This is a genomic window from Rhizobium sp. N122, from assembly GCF_002211295.1.
Classification (GTDB): domain Bacteria; phylum Pseudomonadota; class Alphaproteobacteria; order Rhizobiales; family Rhizobiaceae; genus Rhizobium.
Genome location: NZ_LOKU01000080.1, coordinates 92,637 through 113,653, shown reverse-complemented (window position 1 = coordinate 113,653; position 21,017 = coordinate 92,637). Strand labels below are relative to the sequence as shown.

General features: G+C 62.6%; 18 protein-coding genes. 7 read left to right on the top strand and 11 right to left on the bottom strand.

The window, feature by feature from the left end; genetic code table 11:
- The first annotated feature begins 10 nt into the window (after nt 1-10).
- Nucleotides 11-718 carry a peptide-methionine (S)-S-oxide reductase MsrA gene (gene msrA / locus ATY75_RS33135; protein ID WP_088940720.1) on the top strand — a complete coding sequence of 236 codons (708 nt, stop codon included), beginning with the start codon at nt 11-13 and terminating at the stop codon, nt 716-718.
- 7 nt (nt 719-725) lie between these two features.
- Here the strand turns inward: msrA and ATY75_RS33130 are convergent, their stop codons facing one another.
- Nucleotides 726-1,265 carry a L,D-transpeptidase family protein gene (locus ATY75_RS33130; protein WP_088940719.1) on the bottom strand — a complete coding sequence of 180 codons (540 nt, stop codon included), beginning with the start codon at nt 1,263-1,265 and terminating at the stop codon, nt 726-728.
- A gap of 269 nt (nt 1,266-1,534) precedes the next feature.
- On the opposite strand from ATY75_RS33130, the gene ATY75_RS33125 reads away from it, so the two are divergent.
- Nucleotides 1,535-1,975 (top strand): response regulator, encoded by a 441-nt coding sequence (locus tag ATY75_RS33125; protein ID WP_088940718.1) that lies wholly within the window; start codon nt 1,535-1,537, stop codon nt 1,973-1,975.
- Between the two features lie 26 nt (nt 1,976-2,001).
- Here ATY75_RS33125 and ATY75_RS33120 read toward each other — a convergent pair whose 3' ends face one another.
- Nucleotides 2,002-2,742 carry a TetR/AcrR family transcriptional regulator gene (locus tag ATY75_RS33120; RefSeq protein WP_088940717.1) on the bottom strand — a complete coding sequence of 247 codons (741 nt, stop codon included), beginning with the start codon at nt 2,740-2,742 and terminating at the stop codon, nt 2,002-2,004.
- A 173-nt stretch (nt 2,743-2,915) separates the two neighbouring features.
- Here ATY75_RS33120 and ATY75_RS33115 point away from each other — a divergent pair, with 173 nt between their 5' ends.
- On the top strand, nt 2,916-4,115 hold the full coding sequence (locus ATY75_RS33115; RefSeq protein WP_064842913.1) for a multidrug effflux MFS transporter: 1,200 nt from the start codon (nt 2,916-2,918) through the stop codon (nt 4,113-4,115).
- A 140-nt stretch (nt 4,116-4,255) separates the two neighbouring features.
- Nucleotides 4,256-5,548 (top strand): MFS transporter, encoded by a 1,293-nt coding sequence (locus ATY75_RS33110; RefSeq protein WP_064842916.1) that lies wholly within the window; start codon nt 4,256-4,258, stop codon nt 5,546-5,548.
- A 5-nt stretch (nt 5,549-5,553) separates the two neighbouring features.
- Here ATY75_RS33110 and ATY75_RS33105 read toward each other — a convergent pair whose 3' ends face one another.
- The 4 genes from ATY75_RS33105 to ATY75_RS33090 all read right to left on the bottom strand — a co-directional run bounded on the left by ATY75_RS33105 (nt 5,554) and on the right by ATY75_RS33090 (nt 11,251).
- Nucleotides 5,554-6,591, bottom strand: a complete 1,038-nt coding sequence (locus ATY75_RS33105) for a LacI family DNA-binding transcriptional regulator (protein ID WP_088940716.1) — start codon at nt 6,589-6,591, stop codon at nt 5,554-5,556.
- A gap of 288 nt (nt 6,592-6,879) precedes the next feature.
- On the bottom strand, nt 6,880-7,197 hold the full coding sequence (locus ATY75_RS33100; protein WP_088940715.1) for a hypothetical protein: 318 nt from the start codon (nt 7,195-7,197) through the stop codon (nt 6,880-6,882).
- Between the two features lie 112 nt (nt 7,198-7,309).
- Nucleotides 7,310-9,208, bottom strand: coding sequence for an ABC transporter ATP-binding protein (locus ATY75_RS33095; protein WP_088940714.1), 1,899 nt, complete (start codon nt 9,206-9,208; stop codon nt 7,310-7,312).
- An 81-nt stretch (nt 9,209-9,289) separates the two neighbouring features.
- A complete protein-coding gene (locus ATY75_RS33090; protein ID WP_190241471.1) occupies nt 9,290-11,251 on the bottom strand; it encodes an ABC transporter ATP-binding protein in 1,962 nt (653 codons plus the stop codon).
- 124 nt (nt 11,252-11,375) lie between these two features.
- Here ATY75_RS33090 and ATY75_RS33085 point away from each other — a divergent pair, with 124 nt between their 5' ends.
- The 3 genes from ATY75_RS33085 to ATY75_RS33075 all read left to right on the top strand — a co-directional run bounded on the left by ATY75_RS33085 (nt 11,376) and on the right by ATY75_RS33075 (nt 15,685).
- The gene (locus ATY75_RS33085) at nt 11,376-11,993 is read left to right on the top strand and encodes an NAD(P)H-dependent oxidoreductase (RefSeq protein ID WP_088940713.1); all 618 of its coding nucleotides are present in this window, start codon (nt 11,376-11,378) and stop codon (nt 11,991-11,993) included.
- A 282-nt stretch (nt 11,994-12,275) separates the two neighbouring features.
- Nucleotides 12,276-13,685 (top strand): FAD/NAD(P)-binding protein, encoded by a 1,410-nt coding sequence (locus ATY75_RS33080; protein WP_088940712.1) that lies wholly within the window; start codon nt 12,276-12,278, stop codon nt 13,683-13,685.
- A gap of 71 nt (nt 13,686-13,756) precedes the next feature.
- Nucleotides 13,757-15,685, top strand: coding sequence for a PAS domain-containing sensor histidine kinase (locus tag ATY75_RS33075; RefSeq protein WP_088940711.1), 1,929 nt, complete (start codon nt 13,757-13,759; stop codon nt 15,683-15,685).
- A gap of 181 nt (nt 15,686-15,866) precedes the next feature.
- On the opposite strand, the gene ATY75_RS33070 is transcribed toward ATY75_RS33075, so the two are convergent.
- The 5 genes from ATY75_RS33070 to cyoB form a co-directional block, all read right to left on the bottom strand.
- A complete protein-coding gene (locus ATY75_RS33070; protein ID WP_088940710.1) occupies nt 15,867-17,042 on the bottom strand; it encodes an acyltransferase in 1,176 nt (391 codons plus the stop codon).
- Between the two features lie 107 nt (nt 17,043-17,149).
- A complete protein-coding gene (locus ATY75_RS33065) occupies nt 17,150-17,908 on the bottom strand; it encodes an SURF1 family protein (RefSeq protein ID WP_088940815.1) in 759 nt (252 codons plus the stop codon).
- Nucleotides 17,909-17,954: 46 nt separating this feature from the next.
- Nucleotides 17,955-18,356 carry a cytochrome o ubiquinol oxidase subunit IV gene (gene cyoD, locus ATY75_RS33060; protein WP_064842940.1) on the bottom strand — a complete coding sequence of 134 codons (402 nt, stop codon included), beginning with the start codon at nt 18,354-18,356 and terminating at the stop codon, nt 17,955-17,957.
- On the bottom strand, nt 18,353-18,973 hold the full coding sequence (gene cyoC, locus ATY75_RS33055; RefSeq protein ID WP_064842943.1) for a cytochrome o ubiquinol oxidase subunit III: 621 nt from the start codon (nt 18,971-18,973) through the stop codon (nt 18,353-18,355). The genes cyoD and cyoC overlap by 4 nt, the downstream gene beginning before the upstream one ends.
- 2 nt (nt 18,974-18,975) lie before the next feature.
- Complete coding sequence (gene cyoB, locus ATY75_RS33050) at nt 18,976-20,979, bottom strand: cytochrome o ubiquinol oxidase subunit I (protein WP_088940709.1); 2,004 nt, start codon at nt 20,977-20,979, stop codon at nt 18,976-18,978.
- Nucleotides 20,980-21,017 lie beyond the last annotated feature (38 nt).

Sequence of the window (21,017 nt, the reverse complement as noted above, 5' to 3'; positions counted from 1 at the left end):
GGTCGCGCCCATGTTCACGTCTTGCCGCCGCAGGAGCCTCGCCGCACTGCTGGCCGCCACTATTTTCTCAATCTGCGCGGGTGCCGCCGGCGCGGCCGAAGATGCCGTCGTCATCCCGCCGCCGGATGTCGACGAAGCGGGCGGGTCCGGCACCGAGACCGCCATTTTCGCCGGCGGCTGTTTCTGGGGCGTCCAGGGCGTCTTCCAGCACGTGAAGGGCGTCAAGAGCGCCGTCTCCGGTTATGCCGGCGGTGAGGCCAAAACGGCGCAGTACGAAACCGTCAGCACCGGTGCGACAGGGCATGCCGAATCCGTCGAGGTGAAATTCGATCCCAAAGAGGTCAGTTACGGCAGGCTGCTGCAGATCTTCTTTTCGGTGGCCCACAACCCGACGCAGCTGAATTTCCAGGGGCCGGATCAGGGCACGCAATATCGTTCGGCACTGTTCGTCACCGGTCCGGCGCAGCGCAAAATCGCCGAGCGCTATATCGGCCAGCTCGACAAGGCGCATGTCTTCGCCCAGCCGATCGTCACCAGGGTGTCCGACGCCGCCGGCTTCTATCCGGCCGAGGCCTATCATCAGGATTTTCTGACGCTCAACCCGACCTATCCCTATATCGTCTACAACGACCTGCCGAAAATCGAGAATCTGAAATCGCTCTTCCCCGCGGACTATCGCAGCCAGCCTGTGCTCGTCAGGAAAGACTCTAAGGGATGATTGCCCGTCAGGGCATGATGTCGATGGGCGTATGATCGGGAACGCGGGCCCAGATATCGCGCATCTCGGCGTTGGTGACGGCAATGCAGCCGTCTGTCCAATCCCACAGCCGATGGGCTTGCTGGAACAGGCCCCAGCCGTTGGGAAGCCCGTGGATCATGATATTGCCACCGGGCGGAAAGCCCCCGGCTGCGGCATTGCGCTGGTCGTCGGGGCTCGGATAGGAAATGTGCAGGCTGAGATGCGCCATCGACTTCGGATTGCGCCAGTCGATTTCATAACGCCCTTCCGGTGTTTTTTCGTCGCCTTCCCGTTGCTTGGGGCCGGCGTCGGCAGCCTGCCCAAGGGAAATCCGATAGGTCGAGATCGCAACATCCCCTTTGAGAAGCACCATGCGCCGTTCGGATTTATAAACGCGGATGAGGTCGGCCTGTTGCGCGAGCGGGGCGTCCGGAGGCGGTGAGCCCGAGCCGATCCTGGCCATCAATTTGGTATAGGCGAACAGGCTGACGACCACCATAGCCAGGACGATAAGTTTGGTTTTCAACGCGAGCCCCGATCTTCAAACCAGTGGAATGACCATATCGTCTCATCGCGCTTTCATCCAGAAGGTGCGCGCTGGAGATTGAACACAATTTTGCTTTGCCGGCTTTCTCATTAGGAATTTATCAACGTTAACAATATCTTAATTCTAGAAAATTCGTTCCACCGCGGAACATATCGTCAGGTTGCCCGTTACGACCAGGAGTTTCGCGCAGGGACAGCTGCCGGAGCGGATCCCTCTTTCGAAGTATGGCGCAAACAAGGGGACGTATCATGGCCACCAATGTCGTGCGGCGCTGGCAACGAGATGATCTCATGAGACAGAGAGTATTGATCGTCGAAGATGAATTCCTGATCGCCCTGGATCTCGGGGCGACGGTGGAAGGCATGGGCATGCAGGTGGCAGGCCTTGCGAGCGATCGCGAACAGGCGCTGCGGCTGGCGCCGCTTGCCGATATCGCCTTCGTCGACGTCAATCTGGCCGACGGCCCGACCGGGCCCGAGATCGGCCGGCGGCTGGCTAGAGAATACGGCATTGCGGTGGTCTTCATGACCGGCAATCCCGAGGTCGTCGCCGATGGCGTCAAGGGCGCGGTCGGCGTGGTGCAGAAGCCGGTCATGCCGTCTGTCGTCCAGCAACTGGTGAACTATCTTGCCGCGCGCCGCGTCGGCATGTTCGCGGTCGTGCCCTCGCAGATGACGGTCTTTGCCTGATGGGAAGGGCCTGACCGCGACGCTGGTCAGCCTGATATGGCTGCAAGCTGCGGTGCACGGCCGGCACCATCGGCCCCCGGCCTGCCATAAGCCTTGAGAAAGGTGCGGACGGCGTCGCGCGCCGCCTTCTCAAGCTCTTCGTCGGTTGGCGTACCTCCGAAAAGCGTCATCATTTGCAGGTCGGCATTGGCGAGCGCCACGAACTGCCGGGCGGCGACGTCGAAATCGTCGATGACGAGCGCGCCGGTATGAGCAAGCCGCGCGAGAAGCGCGGACAGGGCGGTGGTCAGCTTGCCCGGGCCCTGCTGGCGCCAGCTTTCGAAGAGGTGCGGATAGCGCTCGCCCTCGGTCTGCACCAGCTTGCGCAGGAATTTTCCGTCATGATTGCAGATGCAGTTCTTGTTGAGGCGCACGGCAAAGGCCGTCAGCCCGTCCTCCAGATTGTCGGTCTTCTCGGGGAAGCTAGACAGCACCGAGAAGAGCATGGCATTGGCGCGGTTCATGACGTCCTCGACGACGGCGACGAACAGCGTCTCTTTTTCGCGGTAGTGATTGTAGATCGTCTGACGCGAGACGCAGGCGACCGCGGCGATCTCGTCGATGCTGGCGCCGGCAAAACCCTGGCGGCAGAAGACGTCGGCGGCGGCATCGAGGATCGACATGCGCTTGGCGCATTGCCCACGCTGCGTATGCCCTCCCATCCGGATTGCCGGTGTCATGCGATCTTTCATGGAAACGAGGATAAGGCGTCTTGACGTTTTAGACAATGGCGTCTAATTTTACATCAGTGTCCAAATTTGTTGACACGCCTGGTTCCGCTGAAGATATGAGCTCCCAACTTCGTCTTCGCGCGCGAACAATCATCATCGAACCCTTAAGAGCAATGCGGCGGAACGACGATCCAACGCTTCCGCTCGCGCTTTTGTGAAAGACCACCATTATGACGGCTCCCTTCTTTCGCATCGCCCTCATTCTCGGCCTTCTATCGGCCATCGGGCCTTTCGCCATCGACATGTATCTGCCCGCGCTGCCATCCATCGGCCAGGATCTGCATGCCGATAACAACGTCACCCAGCTGACCCTTCTCGCCTTCTTCATTTCCTTTGCGCTCGCCCAGCTCGTCTACGGGCCGCTGTCGGATATGTGGGGCCGCAAGCTGCCGCTCTATCTCGGCATCGGCGTCTTCGCTGTCGCCTCGATCGGCTGTGCGCTTTCGACCGACATCGAAACGCTGATCGCCTTCCGTTTCGTCCAGGGCATCGGCGGTGCGGCCGGCATGGTCATCCCGCGCGCCATCGTCCGCGACATGCATACCGGCGTGCAGGCCGCGCGCCTGATGTCGCTGCTGATGCTGGTCTTCTCGATCTCGCCGATCCTGGCGCCGCTGACCGGCAGCGCCGTCATCGAATTCTACGGGTGGCGCGGCGTGTTCTGGGCGGTGATGATCGCCGCTTTCATCGGCCTCGTCCTGCTCGCCACCCAGCTCGAGGAAACCCGGCCGGCCAAGGAGCGTAGCGGCAGCGGCCTGAAAAGCGCCATGGCGGCCTACCGGCTGCTGCTTGCCGACCGCAATTTCCTGACACTGACCTTCATCGGCGGTCTCGGCATTTCGAGCTTCCTCGTCTATCTCGCCAACTCGCCCTTCGTGCTGATCCAGCATTACGGGCTGACGCCGACGCAATACAGCTTCGCCTTCTCGATCAATGCCGTCTCCTTCTTCGCGGTGTCGCAGGCGACCGGCTGGCTCGGCGAACGGTTCGGTCTGGTGCGCGTCATGCGCATTGCCGTCAGCGCCTTCGCGCTGGCGATGGTGGCCATGGCGGTGGTGATGGCCTCAGGCTTCAACCAGCTGCCCGTCTTGGCGAGCTTCCTGTTCATCGGCTACGGCTTTCTTGGCCTCGTCATCCCGACGAGCGCGGTGCTCGCCCTTGAGGATCACGGCGCCATCGCCGGCACCGCCTCGTCGCTGATGGGCACGCTGCATTTCGTCATCGCCGCCGTCGCCATGGTGATCTCGAGCCTGTTCTTCGACGGCACCGCCGCTCCGATGGCCGCCGGCATCGCCGTCTGCGCCTTCGCGGCCTTCGTGCTGACCCAGGCAACGATCGGCCGCCGTGCCGCCGTCGCAGCTGCCGAATAGCCAAACACCGGCCGCACCCGAACCCCGGGTGCGGCCACCAATCTGGGTTGCGGCACCAGAGAAAATACCGCGCGCAATTGAATATTGACGGGCGGCGCTATCTACGTTCCGACGTAGCATAGTCATTCCGGAGAATACGCATGGTTGATGAGAAGCGGCTGATCTCGAAAATCACCTGGAAGCTGATGCCGTTTCTCGGCGTCCTTTATCTCATCGCCTATATCGACCGGCAGAATGTCAGCTTCGCCAAGCTGCAGATGGTCGACGCGCTCGGGATGAGCGAATATGCCTATGGCCTTGGCGCCTCGCTGTTCTTCATCGGCTATTTTCTCTTCGAGGTGCCGAGCAACTTGTTCCTCGAAAGACTCGGCGCCCGCGTCTGGTTCGCCCGCATCCTGGTCTCCTGGGGCATCGTCACTGTTGCGCTCGCCTTCACCCAGAACGCCACGATGTTCTATATCCTGCGCTTCCTGCTCGGGGTGTGCGAGGCCGGCTTCTTTCCGGGCGTGCTCTATCTGCTGACGCTGTGGTTTCCCGCCGCCTATCGCGGCAGGATGGTCGGGTTGTTCATGATCTTCAGCGCCATCGCCAATGCCGTCGGCGCGCCGCTCGGCGGTCTGCTGCTCGATCTCGATGGCCTTTACGGTTTTGCCGGCTGGGAATGGGTGTTCCTGGCGACCGGCATTCCGGCCGTCCTCGCCGGTATCGTCACCTTCTTTTATCTTCCCGGCCGGCCGGAGAATGCGAGCTTCCTGAGCGGCGAGGAAAAGGCCTGGCTCGAACGCCGGCTCGCCTCGGAAAATGCCGGCATGGGCGAAAATGCCGGAGATGGTTTCAAGGCGCTCATCGACCCGCGTGTGCTGCTGATGGCGCTTTGCTATGTCGCCTTTCCGCTGTCGGCCTACGGGCTCAGCTACTGGCTGCCGACCATCGTCAAGGCCTTCGGCGTCACCAACACGGTCAATGGATTTCTCAACGTCATTCCCTGGCTGCTCGTGGCGGTGGCGCTTTATGTCGTGCCCGCCATGGCCGACAAGGCGCAATCGAAGACGCCCTATATCGTCATTCCCGCCTTCATCGGCGCCGCCTGCCTGCTGCTTTCGGCGCTGATCCCGAACCACGCCCTGCAATTCGCCTTCCTCTGCGTTGCCGCGGCCGGCATCTTCGCGCCGCAACCGGTGTTCTGGAGCCTGCCTTCGCGTTTCCTGAAGGGCGCGGGGGCGGCCGCCGGCCTTGCCGCCATCAATTCGGTCGGAAATCTCGGCGGCTTCGTTGCTCAGAACGTCGTGCCCTGGATCAAGGATGAGAGCGGCAGCACGATCGCGCCGATGTTCTTCCTGGCCGCCTGCCTTGCCGCCGGCGCCCTCCTGGTCTTCTTCGTCACGCGTCAGCTGTCGAGCCGGGAGCCTCCGGTGGCGCCGAGCCGGGTCTGAGGGCTTCAGCCGGTCAGCGTGAAAGCGTCGCTTTCGCCGGGAACGAGTTCCAGCGGCCAGATGCGGTTGCGGGCGCCCTGCGGATAGTGCTCGGCATAGGCCGGCATGCTGGCGAGCAGGGTTTCGCCGAGCTGGGCGCCGAGATCGCGCAGCGACATGCGGAAGGAGGTCAGCGACGGCTGCAGGAAATGGGTGCGCGGCTCCTCGCGGAAGCCGACGACGGCAAGGTCGCGGCCGGGAACGATGCCGGCTTCGGCCAGCCGGCGGTAAAGCCCGATCGCCATCAGTTCATGGATCAGGATGATCGCGGTCGGCCGCTCTTCGATCATCAGCAGTTCGTGGCCGGCCTGATAGCCGCCCTGTTCGCTCGACTTGACCCGGATGACCAGCGCCGGGTCGAAGGCAAGGCCATGGCGCTGCAGCGCCTGGCGGTAACTGTCGAGGAAGATATAGCCGAGGTTGATGTCGGAGGAGGGGGCGGCCACCGCGATCCGCCGATGGCCCTTGGCGACCAGCCGGTCGACGCCGCGCGCCGCCACGCCTTCGAAATCGAGGTCCATCCAGGTATAGCTGCCGCCCGACGCGCTGCGGCCGAGCGCCACGAAGGGGATGCGGGCCTTTTCCAGAAGCTCGATGCGCCGGTCGGTGCGCCGCGTCGCCGAGATGATCAGCGCGTCGACCAGGCGGCGCGCCACCATGCGCTTCAGATATTCGTGCGGATCCTCGTCGTCGGGGCAGGGCAGCATGACCAGATCGAGCTTGTGGCGGGAAAAAACGCTCTGCAGCCCGTCGGTGACGCCGAGGAAGAAGTCGTCGCTGTTTTCGACCGTCTCGCGGCTCACTTCCAGCATCAGCCCGATGACGTTGGTCATGCCCTGGCGCAGGCTGCGGCCCGACTGGTTGGCGACGTATCCGAGTTCCTCGGCGGCGGCGAGCACGCGCCGGCGCGTTTCGTCATTGACGTCGGGCTTGCCGTTCAGCGCTCGGGACACGGTGCCGATCGAAATGTCGAGATGCTCGGCGAGCTGGCGAATTCCCTTCATCTCTGGCGATCTTCCTCCCTTTGCGGCGCCTGGTGTCATGACCCTTCTTGCCACAGGACGACGCCTGCGAAAAGCCATGGGGGAAGCGGTTACGCGAGGGACGGAGAAGTCCCGGCTTGGTCCCTTCGCCCGGTTTATGGGGAGAAAGGTGGCGGCAGCCGGATGAGGGGCCGCTCTCCTGGTCGGCATGCCGTTGATATGAACTAAAAAAACCGAGGCTGCGCAACGCAGCCTCGGCTGAGGGTCGAGCGGCACTGCCGAATTCAGCACCACTTCAAAACTTCAGGTCTACTCGCAGACCCGCACGGTTTCGGCGTGGTAGCCGCCGTCGTAGCGGTTGCGGACGTCGCGGTCCTCATACCAGCATCTCGGCTGCTCGACATAGCGCGGGCTCTCCACATAACGCGGGCCTTCATCGACGTAACGGGGGCCGCCATTGGCAAGTGCGCCGCCGATCAGGCCGCCGACGACGCCTGCGGCAACGCCGCCGGCGATGATGCGGCCGGTATTGTCGTGATGGCGATGGTGGTCGCGTGCGGCAGCAGGCTGAATGGCCGATCCAACAAGGGCCGTCGCGATCAACAGGCTGCTGATGATTCTTTTCATAATTTTCTCCTCAGTGGCATTCGCACTCCGGATAAAAGAGAAATGCGGCAGCAAATCGTTGGTTCGTTCAATCTTTGCAACATGCGTTAACGCATGTCATCCGGCTTTAGTCTTAGGTCGCCGATTGCGTCGCCGTCGTCTCTTCCAGCACGTCTTCGGGAATATCGTCGAAGGAGGCGTAGTTGAGGTTATAGAGCCTGGAATAGAGCTTGCCGTTCTTCATCAATTGCCGGTGGTCGCCGCTTTCGATGATCTCGCCGTTCTGCAGCACGATGATGCGGTCGGCCTCGCGGATCGTGGCGAGGCGATGGGCGATGACGAGGCCGGTGCGCTTTTCGAGCAGCTTCACCAAAGCCTTCTGGATCAGCATCTCGGTGTAGCTGTCGATATTGGCCGTCGCCTCGTCGAGCACCAGGATCTTCGCATCCGCCACCAGCGCGCGGGCAAAGCTCAAAAGTTGGCGCTGGCCGAGCGAAAGATTGCCGCCGCGCTCGCCGAGAACGCTGTCGTAACCATCGGGCAGGCGCATGACGAATTCATGGGCGCCGACGGCCTTGGCCGCCTCGATCACCTGTTCACGCGTCGCTTCCGCCTTGTGGTAGCGGATGTTTTCGAAGACGGTGCCGGTGAAGAGGAAGGGTTCCTGCAGCACCATGGCGATCTGCGCGCCGAGCGAATCCTGCGTCAGGTCGCGCACGTCGTGGCCACCGACCAGCACTTGGCCCTGCTGCACGTCGTAGAAGCGGTGAATCAGTGACATGCAGCTCGATTTGCCCGAGCCCGTCGGCCCGACGAGCGCCACCGTCTCGCCGGGATTGACCTTGAAGCTCACATGTTTCAGCACCGGATGCTTCGGGTTGTAGCCGAAGACGACGTCCTTGAATTCGACCGAGCCGTCCATGTCGCGCGATAGCGCCTTGGCATTGGGCGCGTCCTTGATGTCGACCGGCACGTCGAGCACCTCGGTCAGCCGCTGGCCCGACGCCATGGCGCGCTGCATCACCGAATATTGCAGCGTCAGTGACCGGATCGGGTCGAAGAAGCGCTGGATATAGAACAGGAAGGCGACGAGCACGCCGACATCGAGCGCCTGGTTGAGAACGCGGGCGCCGCCGACGACGATGACCAGCGCCATGGCGACGCCCGTCAGGCTGTCGACGATCGGCACCATCACCTGTGCATAACGCGCCGCCGTCAGATGCGTTTGCAAGTTGGCATGCGCCTTGTCGTCGTAAAGGGTGAAGTTGACGCCCTGCCGGTCCATGCTCTGGACGGCGCGCACGCCGTGGATGGCTTCGGCAAGGGCGCCGGCTGCAACCGAATTGGTCTCGTGGGCGGCCATGAAGGATTTGCGGGCGAGCGGCAGCCAGAACAGCCGGACGATGAACAGCACCGGCAACACCGAAAGCGTCAGCAGCCCCAGCTTGAAATCGAGATAGAGCATCACGAAAACGATGCCGAAGAGCAGCACGATGTCGCCGACCGAGAGAACCGAGGTTTCGAGGAATTCCTGCATCGAATTGACGTCGCCTTGCAGGCGCGACATCAGGCGCCCCACTTCGGTCTTGTCCATGAAGGAGAGCGAGACACGCTGCAGATGCGAGAACATCGCCCTGCGGATATCGAAGAGCACGTCCTCCGCCACGCCGCCGACCAGCGTCTCCTGCGCGTAGCTTGCCGCAAAGTTGATAAGGATGGCGATGGCGAAGGCGGCGATCGACCAGATCAGCGCCGACTGGCTGCCGCCCGGCGACATGCCGTGGTCGATGGCGTAACGGATGATCAGCGGGATCAGCAATTGCATCATCGTGAAGGTGAGGACGGCGACGACCGACCAGGCGACCTGGCGGCGATAGGGATGAACGAAAGCCCAAATGCGCTTGACGATGTTGCCGTCGAAGGCCTTGCCGAACATCTCCTCCTCGACGCGATGCGAACCGACCACCGCCCGCGGCGGGCGGCGCCCATCCTCGCGAACGTCGGGACGCTCGGTTTCCAGTTCCTCGGCCATCACACTCCTCCTGCGGCCATTGATCCCCTGGCCCGCACATTCATTGCTTGTCTTCTTCTTCCTGGTGGGAAGAGAAGGGAGTTACGCGCTCAACACCTCGTCGCCCGGCCGCACCTGCAGCTCATAGAGCGCCTTGTAGCGTCCGCCGAGTCCCAGCAGCGCCGCATGGGTTCCGCGCTCGACGATCCTTCCGTCTTCGACGAACAGGATCTGGTCGGCATGCATCAGCGAACTCAGGCGATGGGCGACGATGATCGTCACGCGGTCGGCGGCATAGCGGCGCATGGCGCTGCGGATGCGCTGCTCGGTGGCCGCGTCGATCGCCGCGGTGGAATCGTCGAACACCATCACCGCCGGCTTCAGCATCAGTGCGCGGGCGATCGAAAGACGCTGCCGCTGGCCGCCGGACAGCGAAACGCCGCGCTCGCCGACGACGGTGCCGTAGCCGGTGGGCAGGCCGAGCACGTAATTGTGCAGCTGGGCGCTTTCGCTGGCGCGTTCGATGCGGCCTTCCTTCGCCCAGGGGTCGCCATAGGCGATATTGTTTTCGATCGTCGTGGTGAACAGGAAGGAATCCTGCTGGACGACGGCAACGGCCCGGCGCAGCGATTGCAGCGTCGCCTTGCGGATATCCTGGCCGTCGATGGTGATCTTGCCGCCGGTGACGTCGTAGAAGCGCGGGATCAGATGGGCGATGGTCGACTTGCCGCTGCCGGGAGGCCCGACGATGCCGATCGTCTGGCCGCGCCGGGCTTCGAAGGAGACATCGTGGAGCACGGTGCGCTTTTCCGAGCCCGGATAGGCGAAGCTGACATTCTCGAAGCGCAGCACGCCCTCCGTCACCGCCAAGTCCCTGGCATCCGGCGCGTCCTTGATCGATATGTCGAGATCGAGCAGGTTGAAGAGGCGCGAGCCGCAGGTGGAGGCGCGGGCAAAAGCATTGACCATCAGCCCGAGTTGGCGCACCGGCATCTGCAATATGGTCATGAAGGTCAGGAACGAGGCGAGCGTGCCGACAGTGATCTCGCCCGACATCACCTTGCCGCCGCCGACGAAAAGCACCAGGCCCATCGCCGCGAAGAAGGAAAAGGTCATGGCGCTGGTATTGATCACGCGGATGCCGACGCGCTGATGGGCGAGCGCCAATGCGTTTTTCGACGCCGCCTCGAATTTCGACATTTCATGGTCCTGCGCGGCAAAGGCGCGCACGACGCGGATACCGCCGAGATTCTCCTCCATGATGCGGGTCAGCACCGACAGCCGCTCCTGCAGGTCGAGCCAGGTGGCGCGCAGCCTGAGCTGCGTCACCGAGGAGCGCCAGCCGACGAAGGGCACGAAGGAGAGCGCGAGAAGGCCGAGCACCATGTCGGTCGACAGCAGCATATAGGCGCCGATGCCGATCAGCACCGTGAGCAGGATCATCCGGACGAGCGCGGTGGAAAAATACATGCGCACGCCCTCGAGATCGAGCAGGCCGATGGTGATCAGATCGCCGGAGTGTACGGTGTCGTGAAAGCTGAAGGACAGCCGCTGGATCTTTTCATAGCAGGCCAGCCGCAATTCGTAGCCGATGTGGTGGCCGACGGCTTCGCTGTAATAGTTCTGCACCATGGTAAAGAGGCCGCGCAGCACGCTGGCGCCGAGCAGCAGCAGCGCCGTGGTCAGAAGGGCGTCCTGCGCCGCCTGGCCGGCTGCGCCGCCGCTCATCGCCATCTGCGTGTGGTCGACGGCCTGGCCGAGGAGGCGCGGGATCATCAGCTGGAAGGTGGAGGCGACAAGCGTGGCGCCGATCGCAAAGCCCGATTGCCAGGGGTGGCGGAAGGCCATCATGGTGATGCGCACCAATGTGAAGAGGCCTCGGCCCCAGCCTGCCGCAGTTGCAAGCGCCATCGAAGCCGAAGGCTTCGTCGCGCGTATTAACGCATCGCTGCTCACGGTGTTTTTTCCAATAGATGTGTGGTCGGACGCTGGCCCGAAAAGACGGCAAATCCATGAAAGGATTGATAGCCTCGTCACTTTTGCCGATTCCATTTGGGGGTTCAAGTAAAGAATTCACCAACTGGTTATTTTTACGTGAGGTCGCCTCGCATCCTTACGGGAACAATCGGCGCGCGGGTGGGTTGCAGCAGGCAAACCCTGTCAGGCAGCCGTTACCGGGGAGAGATCCATGCCGCTGAAAGCCCTCGCTCTCAATGCAACACTGAAGACCAGCGACGCCAAGGAGCCGTCCTCCACCGACCGGATGATCGGTCTCATCGACAAGGCACTGTCCGAATATGACGTCACGACCGACGTGCTGCGGCTTGCCGATTTCAACGTCAAGCCCGGCGTCACATCCGACGAAGGCGCAGGCGACGACTGGCCCGATATTCGCGCCAAGCTGCTCGCCGCCGACATCCTGATCATGGCGACGCCGATCTGGCTCGGCCAGCCGTCGAGCGTCTGCAAGCGGGCGCTGGAGCGCATGGACGCCTTCCTCGACGAGACCGACGACCAGGGCCGCATGGTCTCCTATGGCAGGGTCGCGGCCGTCGCCGTCGTCGGCAACGAGGACGGCGCCCATCATGTGTCGGCCGAGCTTTTCCAGGCGCTGAACGATGTCGGCTTCACCATTGCGGCCAATGCCGTCGCCTACTGGGTCGGCGAGGCGATGGGTTCCAAGAATTTCGTCGACCTCGACAAGGTGCCGAAGGTCGTGACGACATCAGTCGACATGCTGGCGCGCAACACGGCGCATCTGGCGAGCCTGCTGAAGGCCAAGCCATATCCAGGCGAGGACGGCTGAAGTCGGCACGTCTAAATCGTTGATCTTTCAAAGACTTGAACCCCCGTGGCAACAAAGCTCTTGCCACGGGCGCCATTTGGCGCTTTCATACACGACTAGTTTGATAGACTATAGACGGGCGTGATTGCTCCGCCCGTGCACTTCCGGGGCCTCCGGCTCGGACTTCATCCTGCGGCAGATGTTCGTGAATGGCCGCATGAACCTCATCAACGCATGACCCGCTATCTATGCGTTGAAACCTCGATCGACACACGGTGCGGATGAAGCCGCCAAGGAGTTGCGATGACGGTTCAAGGACTTTTTTCCGCCAGGGCCAATGCGGCGGCGCAGATCTCAGCCGTGCCGCGGATTGCCATCGTCGGGCGCGGTTTTTCCGGGATGATGACGGCGATTGCGCTGATGAAGACGGTGCGTGCGCCCTTCCATCTGCAGCTGTTCGATCCGAATTCCTCGGTCAGCGGCGGGCAGGCGCTGGCCTCGGTGCGCGCCTCGACGATCCTCAACACCCGTGTGCGCGATCTCTCGGTCGCAGTCGGCGACAGCGACGACTTCAACGACTGGCTCTGCAGCAATACGGCCTTCCGCGCCGCCGTGCCGGCCGCCATCCCTGGTTTCCGGCAGATCTTCGTGCCGAAGGAAATCTTCAGCGATTATGTCTATCAGCGTTTCTCCGAAGCACTGGCCGCGCGCCGGGACATCACCGTCCAGGTCTGCAACGATCCGGTGGTGGCGATCCGCAGGAGCCACGGCAACCGCTTCCTGCTCGAAAGCGCCAATCCGGCCAATCCGCTGTTCGATACCGTGATGCTGGCCACCGGCTATGGCCTGAACGGTGAGGGCGCCGGCGGCGAGGAGGCTTCGCCGGTCAGGGCGCAGCGGCTCGTCGCGCGGCCGCATGCGGTGCTGCTCGGCAGCGGCATCCGCGTCGTCGACCAGTTGCTGCAACTGCGCGATGCCGGTTACGCCGGCCAGGTGACGATCATTTCCCGGCGCGGTTTCCTGCCGCAGAGCCATACGCCGAATTCCGCCGATCCGGTCTTTCCGGCCGAAACGTTGCCGCAGAGCCTGCCCGACATCGTGCGCTTCATCCGCCAGGCCTGCCGCGAGGCTGAGGAGGAGGAGGGCCGAAGCTGGCAATCGGTGATGAACGGCCTGAGAAAACACGCCCGCTCACTCTGGCGTTCGCTGCCGGCGCGCCACAAACACCAGTTCAACCGGCATTTGCGGGCAATCTACGACAGCCATCGCAACCGCCTGCCGGAGGCGATGCATCTGCGCCTGAAACGCGAGCTCGCCGAAGGCCGCACCGTTTTGCGCCGCGGCCGGGCCGGCCGCCGGGGCCTCAGCGGCCTGTTCTTCACGCCGGCCGGTTCCATGGTCGAGGAGGTCATCCATGCCGAGCGCGTCATCGATTGCCGTTGTCAGGCGCCGGATCTATCCGCGCCGCTGATCGGGAGCCTGTTTTCCGCCGGTCTCGCCATGCCCGACGAACTCTCGCTCGGGCTGGCGGTCAATGCGCGCGGCGAGCCCTTCCTGGAGGACGGCTCGACCGTCGCCGGCCTTTTTGCCATCGGCCCGCTCGGCCTCGGCAGCCTGCCGGATATCGATCTGGTGCCGGAGATCGTCCAGCAGGCCTATGCCGCTGCCGAGCGGGTCGGCGCGCAGTTCTATCCGCAGGTCAAGGCGGTCTGAAATTTTGAGGCCGCTTCGGAACCATCCGCCCTGCCGCCGCGTTATAAAGCGCTGGTGAGTAAGAGGGGCCGATGGAAGTGCTGAATCGACAAGATACGTCCCTTAACGAAGAGGGGCGCTTTCGCCTTTTAGTCGATGCCATCACCGACTACGCCATCTATATGCTCAGCCCCGAAGGCATCGTCACCAGCTGGAACACCGGTGCTCAGCGGTTCAAAGGTTACAAGCCCTCGGAAATTCTCGGCGAGCATTTTTCCCGCTTCTATCTGGAAGAGGACCGCGCCGCGGGAATTCCGGAGCGCGCGCTCGCAACCGCCAAGGAGCACGGCCGGTTCGAGGGGGAGGGCTGGCGCCAGCGCAAGGACGGAACCCGCTTCTGGGCGCATGTGATCATCGACCCGATCCGCCGTCCCTCCGGCGAACTCATCGGCTATGCCAAGATCACCCGGGACCTGACCGAACGCAGAGAGGCCGAAAAGGCGATCCGCCAGAGCGAGGAGCAATTCCGCCGGCTGGTCCAGGGCGTTTCGGATTATGCGATCTATATGCTCGATCCCGACGGCAATGTCAGCAGCTGGAATTTCGGCGCCGAGCGCATCAAGGGCTATCGGCCCGATGAAATCATCGGCCGGCATTTCTCGACCTTCTATACACCGGAGGACCGCGAAGCCGGCGTGCCGCAGATGGCGCTCGGCATCGCGCGCGCCGAAGGCCGGTTCGAGCGGGAAGGCTGGCGCGTCCGCAAGGACGGCACCCGCTTCTGGGCCAGCGTCGTTATCGACGTCATCCGCGACGATGAAGGCGGTGTGCTGGGGTTTGCCAAGATCACCCGCGATATCACCGAGAAGATGGAGACCCAGCGGGCGCTGGAGCAGGCCCGCGAAGAGCTGTTTCAGTCGCAGAAGATGGAGGCGATCGGCCAATTGACCGGCGGTATCGCCCATGATTTCAACAATCTGCTGATGGCGGTGCTCGGCAGTCTGGAAATCCTGAAGAAACGCATGCCGCAGGATCTGTCGCTGACATCGCTTGTCGACAATGCCATGCAGGGGGCGCAGCGCGGCGCGGCGCTGACGCAGCGTATGCTGGCCTTTTCCCGCCGGCAGGAACTGCATATGGAGCCGATCGACGTCTCCGGCCTGGTGCGCGGCATGATGGACATGCTGAGCCGTTCGCTGGGGCCGCTGACGAGGATCGAGACCTCTTTTCCCGTCCGGCTGCCGACGATCGTCACCGATCCGAACCAGCTGGAGATGGCGATCCTCAACCTCGTGGTCAACGCCCGCGACGCAATGCCTTCCGGCGGCCGGATCGCGCTGCGCGCCTCCGAGGAGACCGTGCCGTCGGGCAAGGGTCCGCTGCCGCATGGCCGCTATGTGAGGATCGCGGTGATCGATGAAGGCGAGGGCATGGATGCAAAGACGATGGAGCAGGCCGTCACGCCGTTCTTCACCACCAAGGGTGTCGGCAAGGGCACCGGTCTCGGCCTTTCCATGGTGCAGGGCCTTGCATCCCAGTCCGGCGGCCGCCTGATGCTGAAGAGCCGCGTCGGCGAAGGCACGACGGCCGAATTGTGGTTCCCGGTCGTCCATGCCGAGCAGGTGACCGAGGTCGCGGCCGAGCCGCCGCAACGCGCGGCAAATGCGCCGCGCCGGCTGCGCATCGTCGCCGTCGATGACGATGGCCTGGTGCTGATGAATACCACGCTGATGCTGGAGGATCTCGGTCATACCGTGTTCGAGGCAATGGCGGGTCCCGAAGCGCTTGAGATCCTGCGCCGGCAGCCGGTCGATCTTGTGATCTGCGATCATGCCATGCCGCGCATGACCGGCGCCGAGCTCGCCGAGGCGATCCGCGGGGAATGGCCGGAGATGCCGATCATTCTCGCAACCGGTTACGCCGAGCTCCCCGAAGGAACGGGCATGGCCAACCTGCCTCGCCTCGGCAAACCCTTCTCGCAGGCGCAGCTCGCCGATGCGATCAGCCGGGTCGCTTCTTAGAGCAATGCCAGGAAAAATGTGACGCGGCTTTCCGTACGGAATTGCGCAAAATTAACAAGCTGGAGCGGCTGTGCTAGAACAGGATTAGGCTCGGTTGGCCTAAAATCTGAATCCTGTTCTCAATTAAAGAGTTAGAGCATGATGTCGTCCGAAAACCGCTCACACTTTTCGGCATCATGCTCTAGGCGCGACGCTTCTCGTCGCCATCATCCTGGATAACATCGCCACCTGTTCCCTCCCGCAGTTCGCCCGCCGTGACTGAAGCTGCGCCGCTCAGGAGGCGCTTTTCGGTCTCCTGCAGGTCAAGGATGGCCCGTTCGACTTGCTCAGCCGGAGTTTTGCGCGCGGTAACGCGCCACCGGTGATGCTGCCAGAAGCCGACGAGCAGGCGTCGGCTCGGGACTTCGATCGTCTCATGCAGGAACCATGCGCCTCCCACCGCAACGAACAGCGCCACCGCGATGAGCGCCGGTTCCGGCATCACAGTCTCAAAACTCCGATGCACCAGGAACATGATGGGGACGTGGAAAAGATAGAGGGAGAAGCTGATCGTCCCGAGGAACCTCACCGGTGCGGCTGCCAGGACATGGGCGGCAATGGGAGGTTGTCGAGCGACGAGCGCCACGATGACGGCTGCGGCAGCCGCGCTTTGCAGGCTCCAGAATTCAGGGGAAAAATCGGGCGCGAGATTCCGGTAGGTGAAGAACACCACCAAAAGGAACAGCGTCAAAATTCCCGTGAGCGCGGATGGCGTCCATCTATCCCAGTAGGAATGCATCCGCCCGGCAAGTGCGCCGAAAAGAAAGTAGGGGAGTTTGGAAACGAGCAATATTCCAGGACCAGGCAATTCCAGCAGACCATCGACGACGACGATGACTGCGAAACCGACGATCACGCCGCTGTAGCGCTGCGGGCGGGCCAGGCAAAGCCATAGGATCGGGAAGAGCAGATAGAATTGAATTTCGGGTGGAATCGACCAGAAGACACCACTCGAGCCGAGAAGAAGGACATGGCGCAGAAAGTCCGTGGCGCCGGTGATGGGCTGGACGAAGTCCAGATTCTGTATGCCGGACAGCATCGCCACGAGCAGAACGGCAGCCAGATAAACCGGATAGATGCGGGCAAAGCGGCTGACCAGAAAATCCAGGACGCTTTCTCTGGTCACCGGCCGCGAACCGTAGAGATGGGCCATCAGAAAACCGCTGAGGGCAAAAAACAAGCCGACGGCTTCGCTGCCCATGGTCGTTACATGCGCCGATGTGCCGGCAAAGATAAGTCCGACATGGGCTTGAACGACCAGCAGCGCGGCGATACCGCGCAGGCCATCGAGACTGGGAATGTAATCCGGCCGGTTCATGTGCAGCTTTATCTATTCTGTTCCGGTCAGAAATATCGGACATCGCTTTACACGATATTAATCCGGTTGCGCTGAAGCCAACCGGCGCAACCAATCGCCGGGCCGAACTACTCCCGGCGGCCTCTTCCGATCTCGCCGCGAAGGATGAACGCCAGCAGGGCGAGCGCCATCGCCGCCAGCCCGTACCAGGTGAGTGCATAGACGAGATGGTTGTTAGGGAAGTGGATGATTGTCAGGCCGCCGACCGGCAGGCCGCCCGGATTGGCGGTCGCATCGGCATCGATGAAATAGGGCGCGACCGCGCCGATGCCGCGCTTTTCAGCGATTGCCGCGATATCGCGCGAATACCAGCGGTCGGCGGCGAGGTCATTGGATTGCAGCAGCGATCCCTTCGGCTCGGTCATCCGCATGAGGCCGGTGATCTCGACCGGGCCCGACAATTCGCCTTCGCGGCGGGTGGCCGGATCGCGTCTGTCGATCGGCACGAAGCCGCGATTGACGAGAATGACAGCGCCGTCGGCAAGGGTCAGCGGCGTCATCACCCAATAACCCGGACCGAGCACCGTGGAGGCATAGACCAGGGTCTCCTTGTCGTTCGCCAGCGTCCCGGTCGCGGTCACCCGGCGATATTCGTCGTCGGCGGCATCGACCTTGCCCCAATCGGCCTGCGCCGGCGCGGGCGCCGGTGCGGCATGCACACGCTGATCGACACGGACGATGAGATCGCGCTTCCAGGCGAGGCGCTGCACCTGCCAGGTGCCGAGCGCCGCAAGGGCTGCGGCAAGCAGCGCCAGGCAGACGCAGAAAATCATGCGTTTTGCCTGATAAGGCCGCCGTTCCGATTTGTCCGGGAAAGACTCGCTCATCGGCTGACCCGATGCCGGCGGCACTGCCGCCGGCGCTCGGTGATGATCACGGCATGTTCTTCATCATCTCGGGGCTCATCGGCATCATGTTGCTGTTGAGATGATGCATGACCCAGAGCGAACCGGAGAGCGCGATGGCGACGATGATGATGGTGAAGATCAGCGCCATCATCGTCCAGCCGCCCTCGCTGCGCGGGTTCATATGCAGGAAGAAGACCATATGGACGACGATCTGGATGGCGCCGATGCCCATTACCAGCACCGCCGTCACCGCCGGGCTGGCGAACACGCCTGCCATGACGAGCCAGAAGGGAATGGCGGTCAGGACGACGGAGAGCGCGAAGCCCATCATGTAGCTGCGGAAGGTGCCGTGGCCGGCCTGATGACCGTGGCTGTGGCCGTGATGGGCCTCGTGGGCATCCTCATGCGCGGGTGCTTGCGAACTCATCCGAGAACTCCCAGGAGATAGACGAAGGAAAAGACGCCGATCCAGACGACGTCGAGGAAGTGCCAGAACATCGACAGGCACATCAGGCGGCGGCGGTTGGCTTCGACCAGCCCGTGCATCGACACCTGCACCATCAGCGTGATCAGCCAGATGATGCCGAAGGTGACGTGCAGACCGTGCGTGCCGACCAGCGTGAAGAAGGAGGAGAGGAAGGCGCTGCGCGTCGGCCCGGCGCCTTCGTGGATCAGATGGATGAACTCGTAGAGCTCGAGCCCGATGAAGGCGGCGCCGAACAGGCCGGTGACGCCGAGCCAGAACAGCGTTTCCGCCTTGGCGTTGCGCTCCATCTGCAGCATCGCGAAGCCGTAGGTGATCGACGAGAACAGCAGCATCGAGGTGTTGAGGGCGACGATCGGCAGATCGAAGAGATCGGCCGGCGACGGACCGGCGGCATAGTTGCGGCCGAGCACGCCGTGGGTGGCAAACAGCACTGCGAAGATCAGGCAGTCGCTCATCAGGTAGAGCCAGAAGCCGAGATTGGTGCTGTTCTCCGGATGATGATCTTCCGTCAGGTAGAATTCAGGCTTTGCGGCCGTGTCGATGGTCTGATCGCTCATGGTTACACCTGCTCGGCAAGCAGCGCGGTGCGCTTGCCTTCCGTTTCGGTCACCTCTTCGGCGGGGATGTGGAAGTCGCGCCGGTAGTTGAAGGTATGGCCGATCGCCACGACCAGCAGGGCGACGAAGGAGACGACGACCAGCCACCACATGTACCAGATCAGGCCGAAGGCCAGCGCGACGCTGATGCCTGAGAGGATGGCCCCGGTGCCGGTGTTCTTCGGCATATGGATCGGCCGGAAGCCCTCCAGCGGACGCGCATAACCACGGTTCTTCATGTCGTACCAGCTGTCATGGTCGTGGACGACGGGCGTGAAGGCGAAGTTGTAGTCCGGCGGCGGCGAGGCGGTCGACCATTCCAGCGTGCGGCCGTCCCACGGATCGCCGCTGTCGTCGCGCAGTTCCTCGCGCTTCATGAAGCTGACGACGATCTGGATCAGGAAGGCGGCAATGCCGAGCGCGATCAGACCGACGCCGAAGGCGGCGATGATGAACCAGATCTGCAGCGACGGGTCCTCGAACTGGCTCATGCGCCGGGTGACGCCCATCAGGCCGAGCACATAGAGCGGCATGAAGGCGAACCAGAAGCCGATCTGCCAGAACCAGAAGCTCAGCTTGCCCCAGAAGGGATCGAGCTTGAAGCCGAAGGCCTTCGGGAACCAGTAGTTCACGCCGGCGAACATGCCGAAGAGAACGCCGCCGATGATGACGTTGTGGAAGTGGGCGATAAGGAACAGCGAATTGTGCAGCACGAAATCGGCCGGCGGCACGGCAAGCATGACGCCGGTCATGCCGCCGATAACAAAGGTCACCATGAAGCCGACCGTCCACAGCATCGGCACCTCAAAGCGGATGCGGCCGCGATACATGGTGAACAGCCAGTTGAAGATCTTCGCCCCAGTCGGGATCGAGATGATCATCGTGGTGATGCCGAAGAAGGAGTTGACGGAAGCACCCGATCCCATCGTGAAGAAGTGGTGCAGCCAGACGATGTAGGACAGGATCATGATCACGCAGGTGGCGTAGACCATCGAGGCGTAGCCGAACAGGCGTTTGCCCGAGAAGGTGGCGACGACTTCCGAGAAGATGCCGAAAGCCGGCAGCACCAGGATGTAGACCTCCGGATGGCCCCAGATCCAGATGAGGTTGATATACATCATCGGGTTGCCGCCGAGGTCGTTGGTGAAGAAGTTGGTGCCGGCATAGCGGTCGAGCGACAGCAGGGCGAGCGTTGCCGTCAGGATCGGGAAGGAGGCGACGATCAAAACGTTGGTGCAGAGCGCCGTCCAGGTGAAGACCGGCATCTTCATGAAGGTCATGCCCGGCGCGCGCATCTTGACGATGGTGGCGATCAGGTTGATGCCCGACAGCGTCGTTCCGACACCGGCCACCTGCAGGCCCCAGATATAATAGTCGACGCCGACGCCCGGACTATAGGCGGCGCCCGACAGCGGCGGATAGGCAAGCCAGCCGGTCTGGGCGAATTCGCCGATGAACAGCGACAGCATGATGATGATCGCGCCGGCGGTGGTCATCCAGAAGGAGAAGTTGTTGAGGAAGGGGAAGGAGACGTCGCGCGCGCCGATCTGCAGCGGCACGACGAAGTTCATCAGGCCGGTGACGAAGGGCATCGCCACGAAGAAGATCATGATGACGCCGTGGGCGGTGAACACCTGGTCGTAATGGTGCGGCGGCAAGTAGCCCTCCGACCCGTTGAAGGCGATCGCCTGCTGGATGCGCATCAGGATGGCGTCGGAGAAGCCGCGCAGGAGCATGATGACGGCGAGGATCACATACATGATGCCGATCTTCTTGTGATCGACGCTGCAGATCCAGTCGTTCCAGAGCGGGCCCCAGAACTTGAAATAGGTGATGAGGCCGAGCACCGCGATGGCGCCGATGACGACGCCGATGAAGGTCACGACCAGGATCGGCTCGTGATAGGGGATGGCATCGAGGGTCAACCGGCCGAAGACGAACTTCAGGAGGTCAGGATTGGAAAACATGGAACAACCCGTTCATTATGTCTTGCGACGCAAAGCGC

Coding starts and splice junctions, on each gene's coding strand:
- ATY75_RS33065 (WP_088940815.1), bottom strand. CDS start 17,908: ATGAGCGAGTCTTTCCCGGACAAATCGGAACGGCGGCCTTATCAGGCA.
- ATY75_RS33125 (WP_088940718.1), top strand. CDS start 1,535: ATGGCCACCAATGTCGTGCGGCGCTGGCAACGAGATGATCTCATGAGA.
- ATY75_RS33110 (WP_064842916.1), top strand. CDS start 4,256: ATGGTTGATGAGAAGCGGCTGATCTCGAAAATCACCTGGAAGCTGATG.
- ATY75_RS33085 (WP_088940713.1), top strand. CDS start 11,376: ATGCCGCTGAAAGCCCTCGCTCTCAATGCAACACTGAAGACCAGCGAC.
- cyoD (WP_064842940.1), bottom strand. CDS start 18,356: ATGAGTTCGCAAGCACCCGCGCATGAGGATGCCCACGAGGCCCATCAC.
- ATY75_RS33095 (WP_088940714.1), bottom strand. CDS start 9,208: ATGGCCGAGGAACTGGAAACCGAGCGTCCCGACGTTCGCGAGGATGGG.
- ATY75_RS33070 (WP_088940710.1), bottom strand. CDS start 17,042: ATGAACCGGCCGGATTACATTCCCAGTCTCGATGGCCTGCGCGGTATC.
- ATY75_RS33115 (WP_064842913.1), top strand. CDS start 2,916: ATGACGGCTCCCTTCTTTCGCATCGCCCTCATTCTCGGCCTTCTATCG.
- cyoC (WP_064842943.1), bottom strand. CDS start 18,973: ATGAGCGATCAGACCATCGACACGGCCGCAAAGCCTGAATTCTACCTG.
- ATY75_RS33080 (WP_088940712.1), top strand. CDS start 12,276: ATGACGGTTCAAGGACTTTTTTCCGCCAGGGCCAATGCGGCGGCGCAG.
- ATY75_RS33075 (WP_088940711.1), top strand. CDS start 13,757: ATGGAAGTGCTGAATCGACAAGATACGTCCCTTAACGAAGAGGGGCGC.
- cyoB (WP_088940709.1), bottom strand. CDS start 20,979: ATGTTTTCCAATCCTGACCTCCTGAAGTTCGTCTTCGGCCGGTTGACC.
- msrA (WP_088940720.1), top strand. CDS start 11: ATGTTCACGTCTTGCCGCCGCAGGAGCCTCGCCGCACTGCTGGCCGCC.
- ATY75_RS33100 (WP_088940715.1), bottom strand. CDS start 7,197: ATGAAAAGAATCATCAGCAGCCTGTTGATCGCGACGGCCCTTGTTGGA.
- ATY75_RS33105 (WP_088940716.1), bottom strand. CDS start 6,591: ATGAAGGGAATTCGCCAGCTCGCCGAGCATCTCGACATTTCGATCGGC.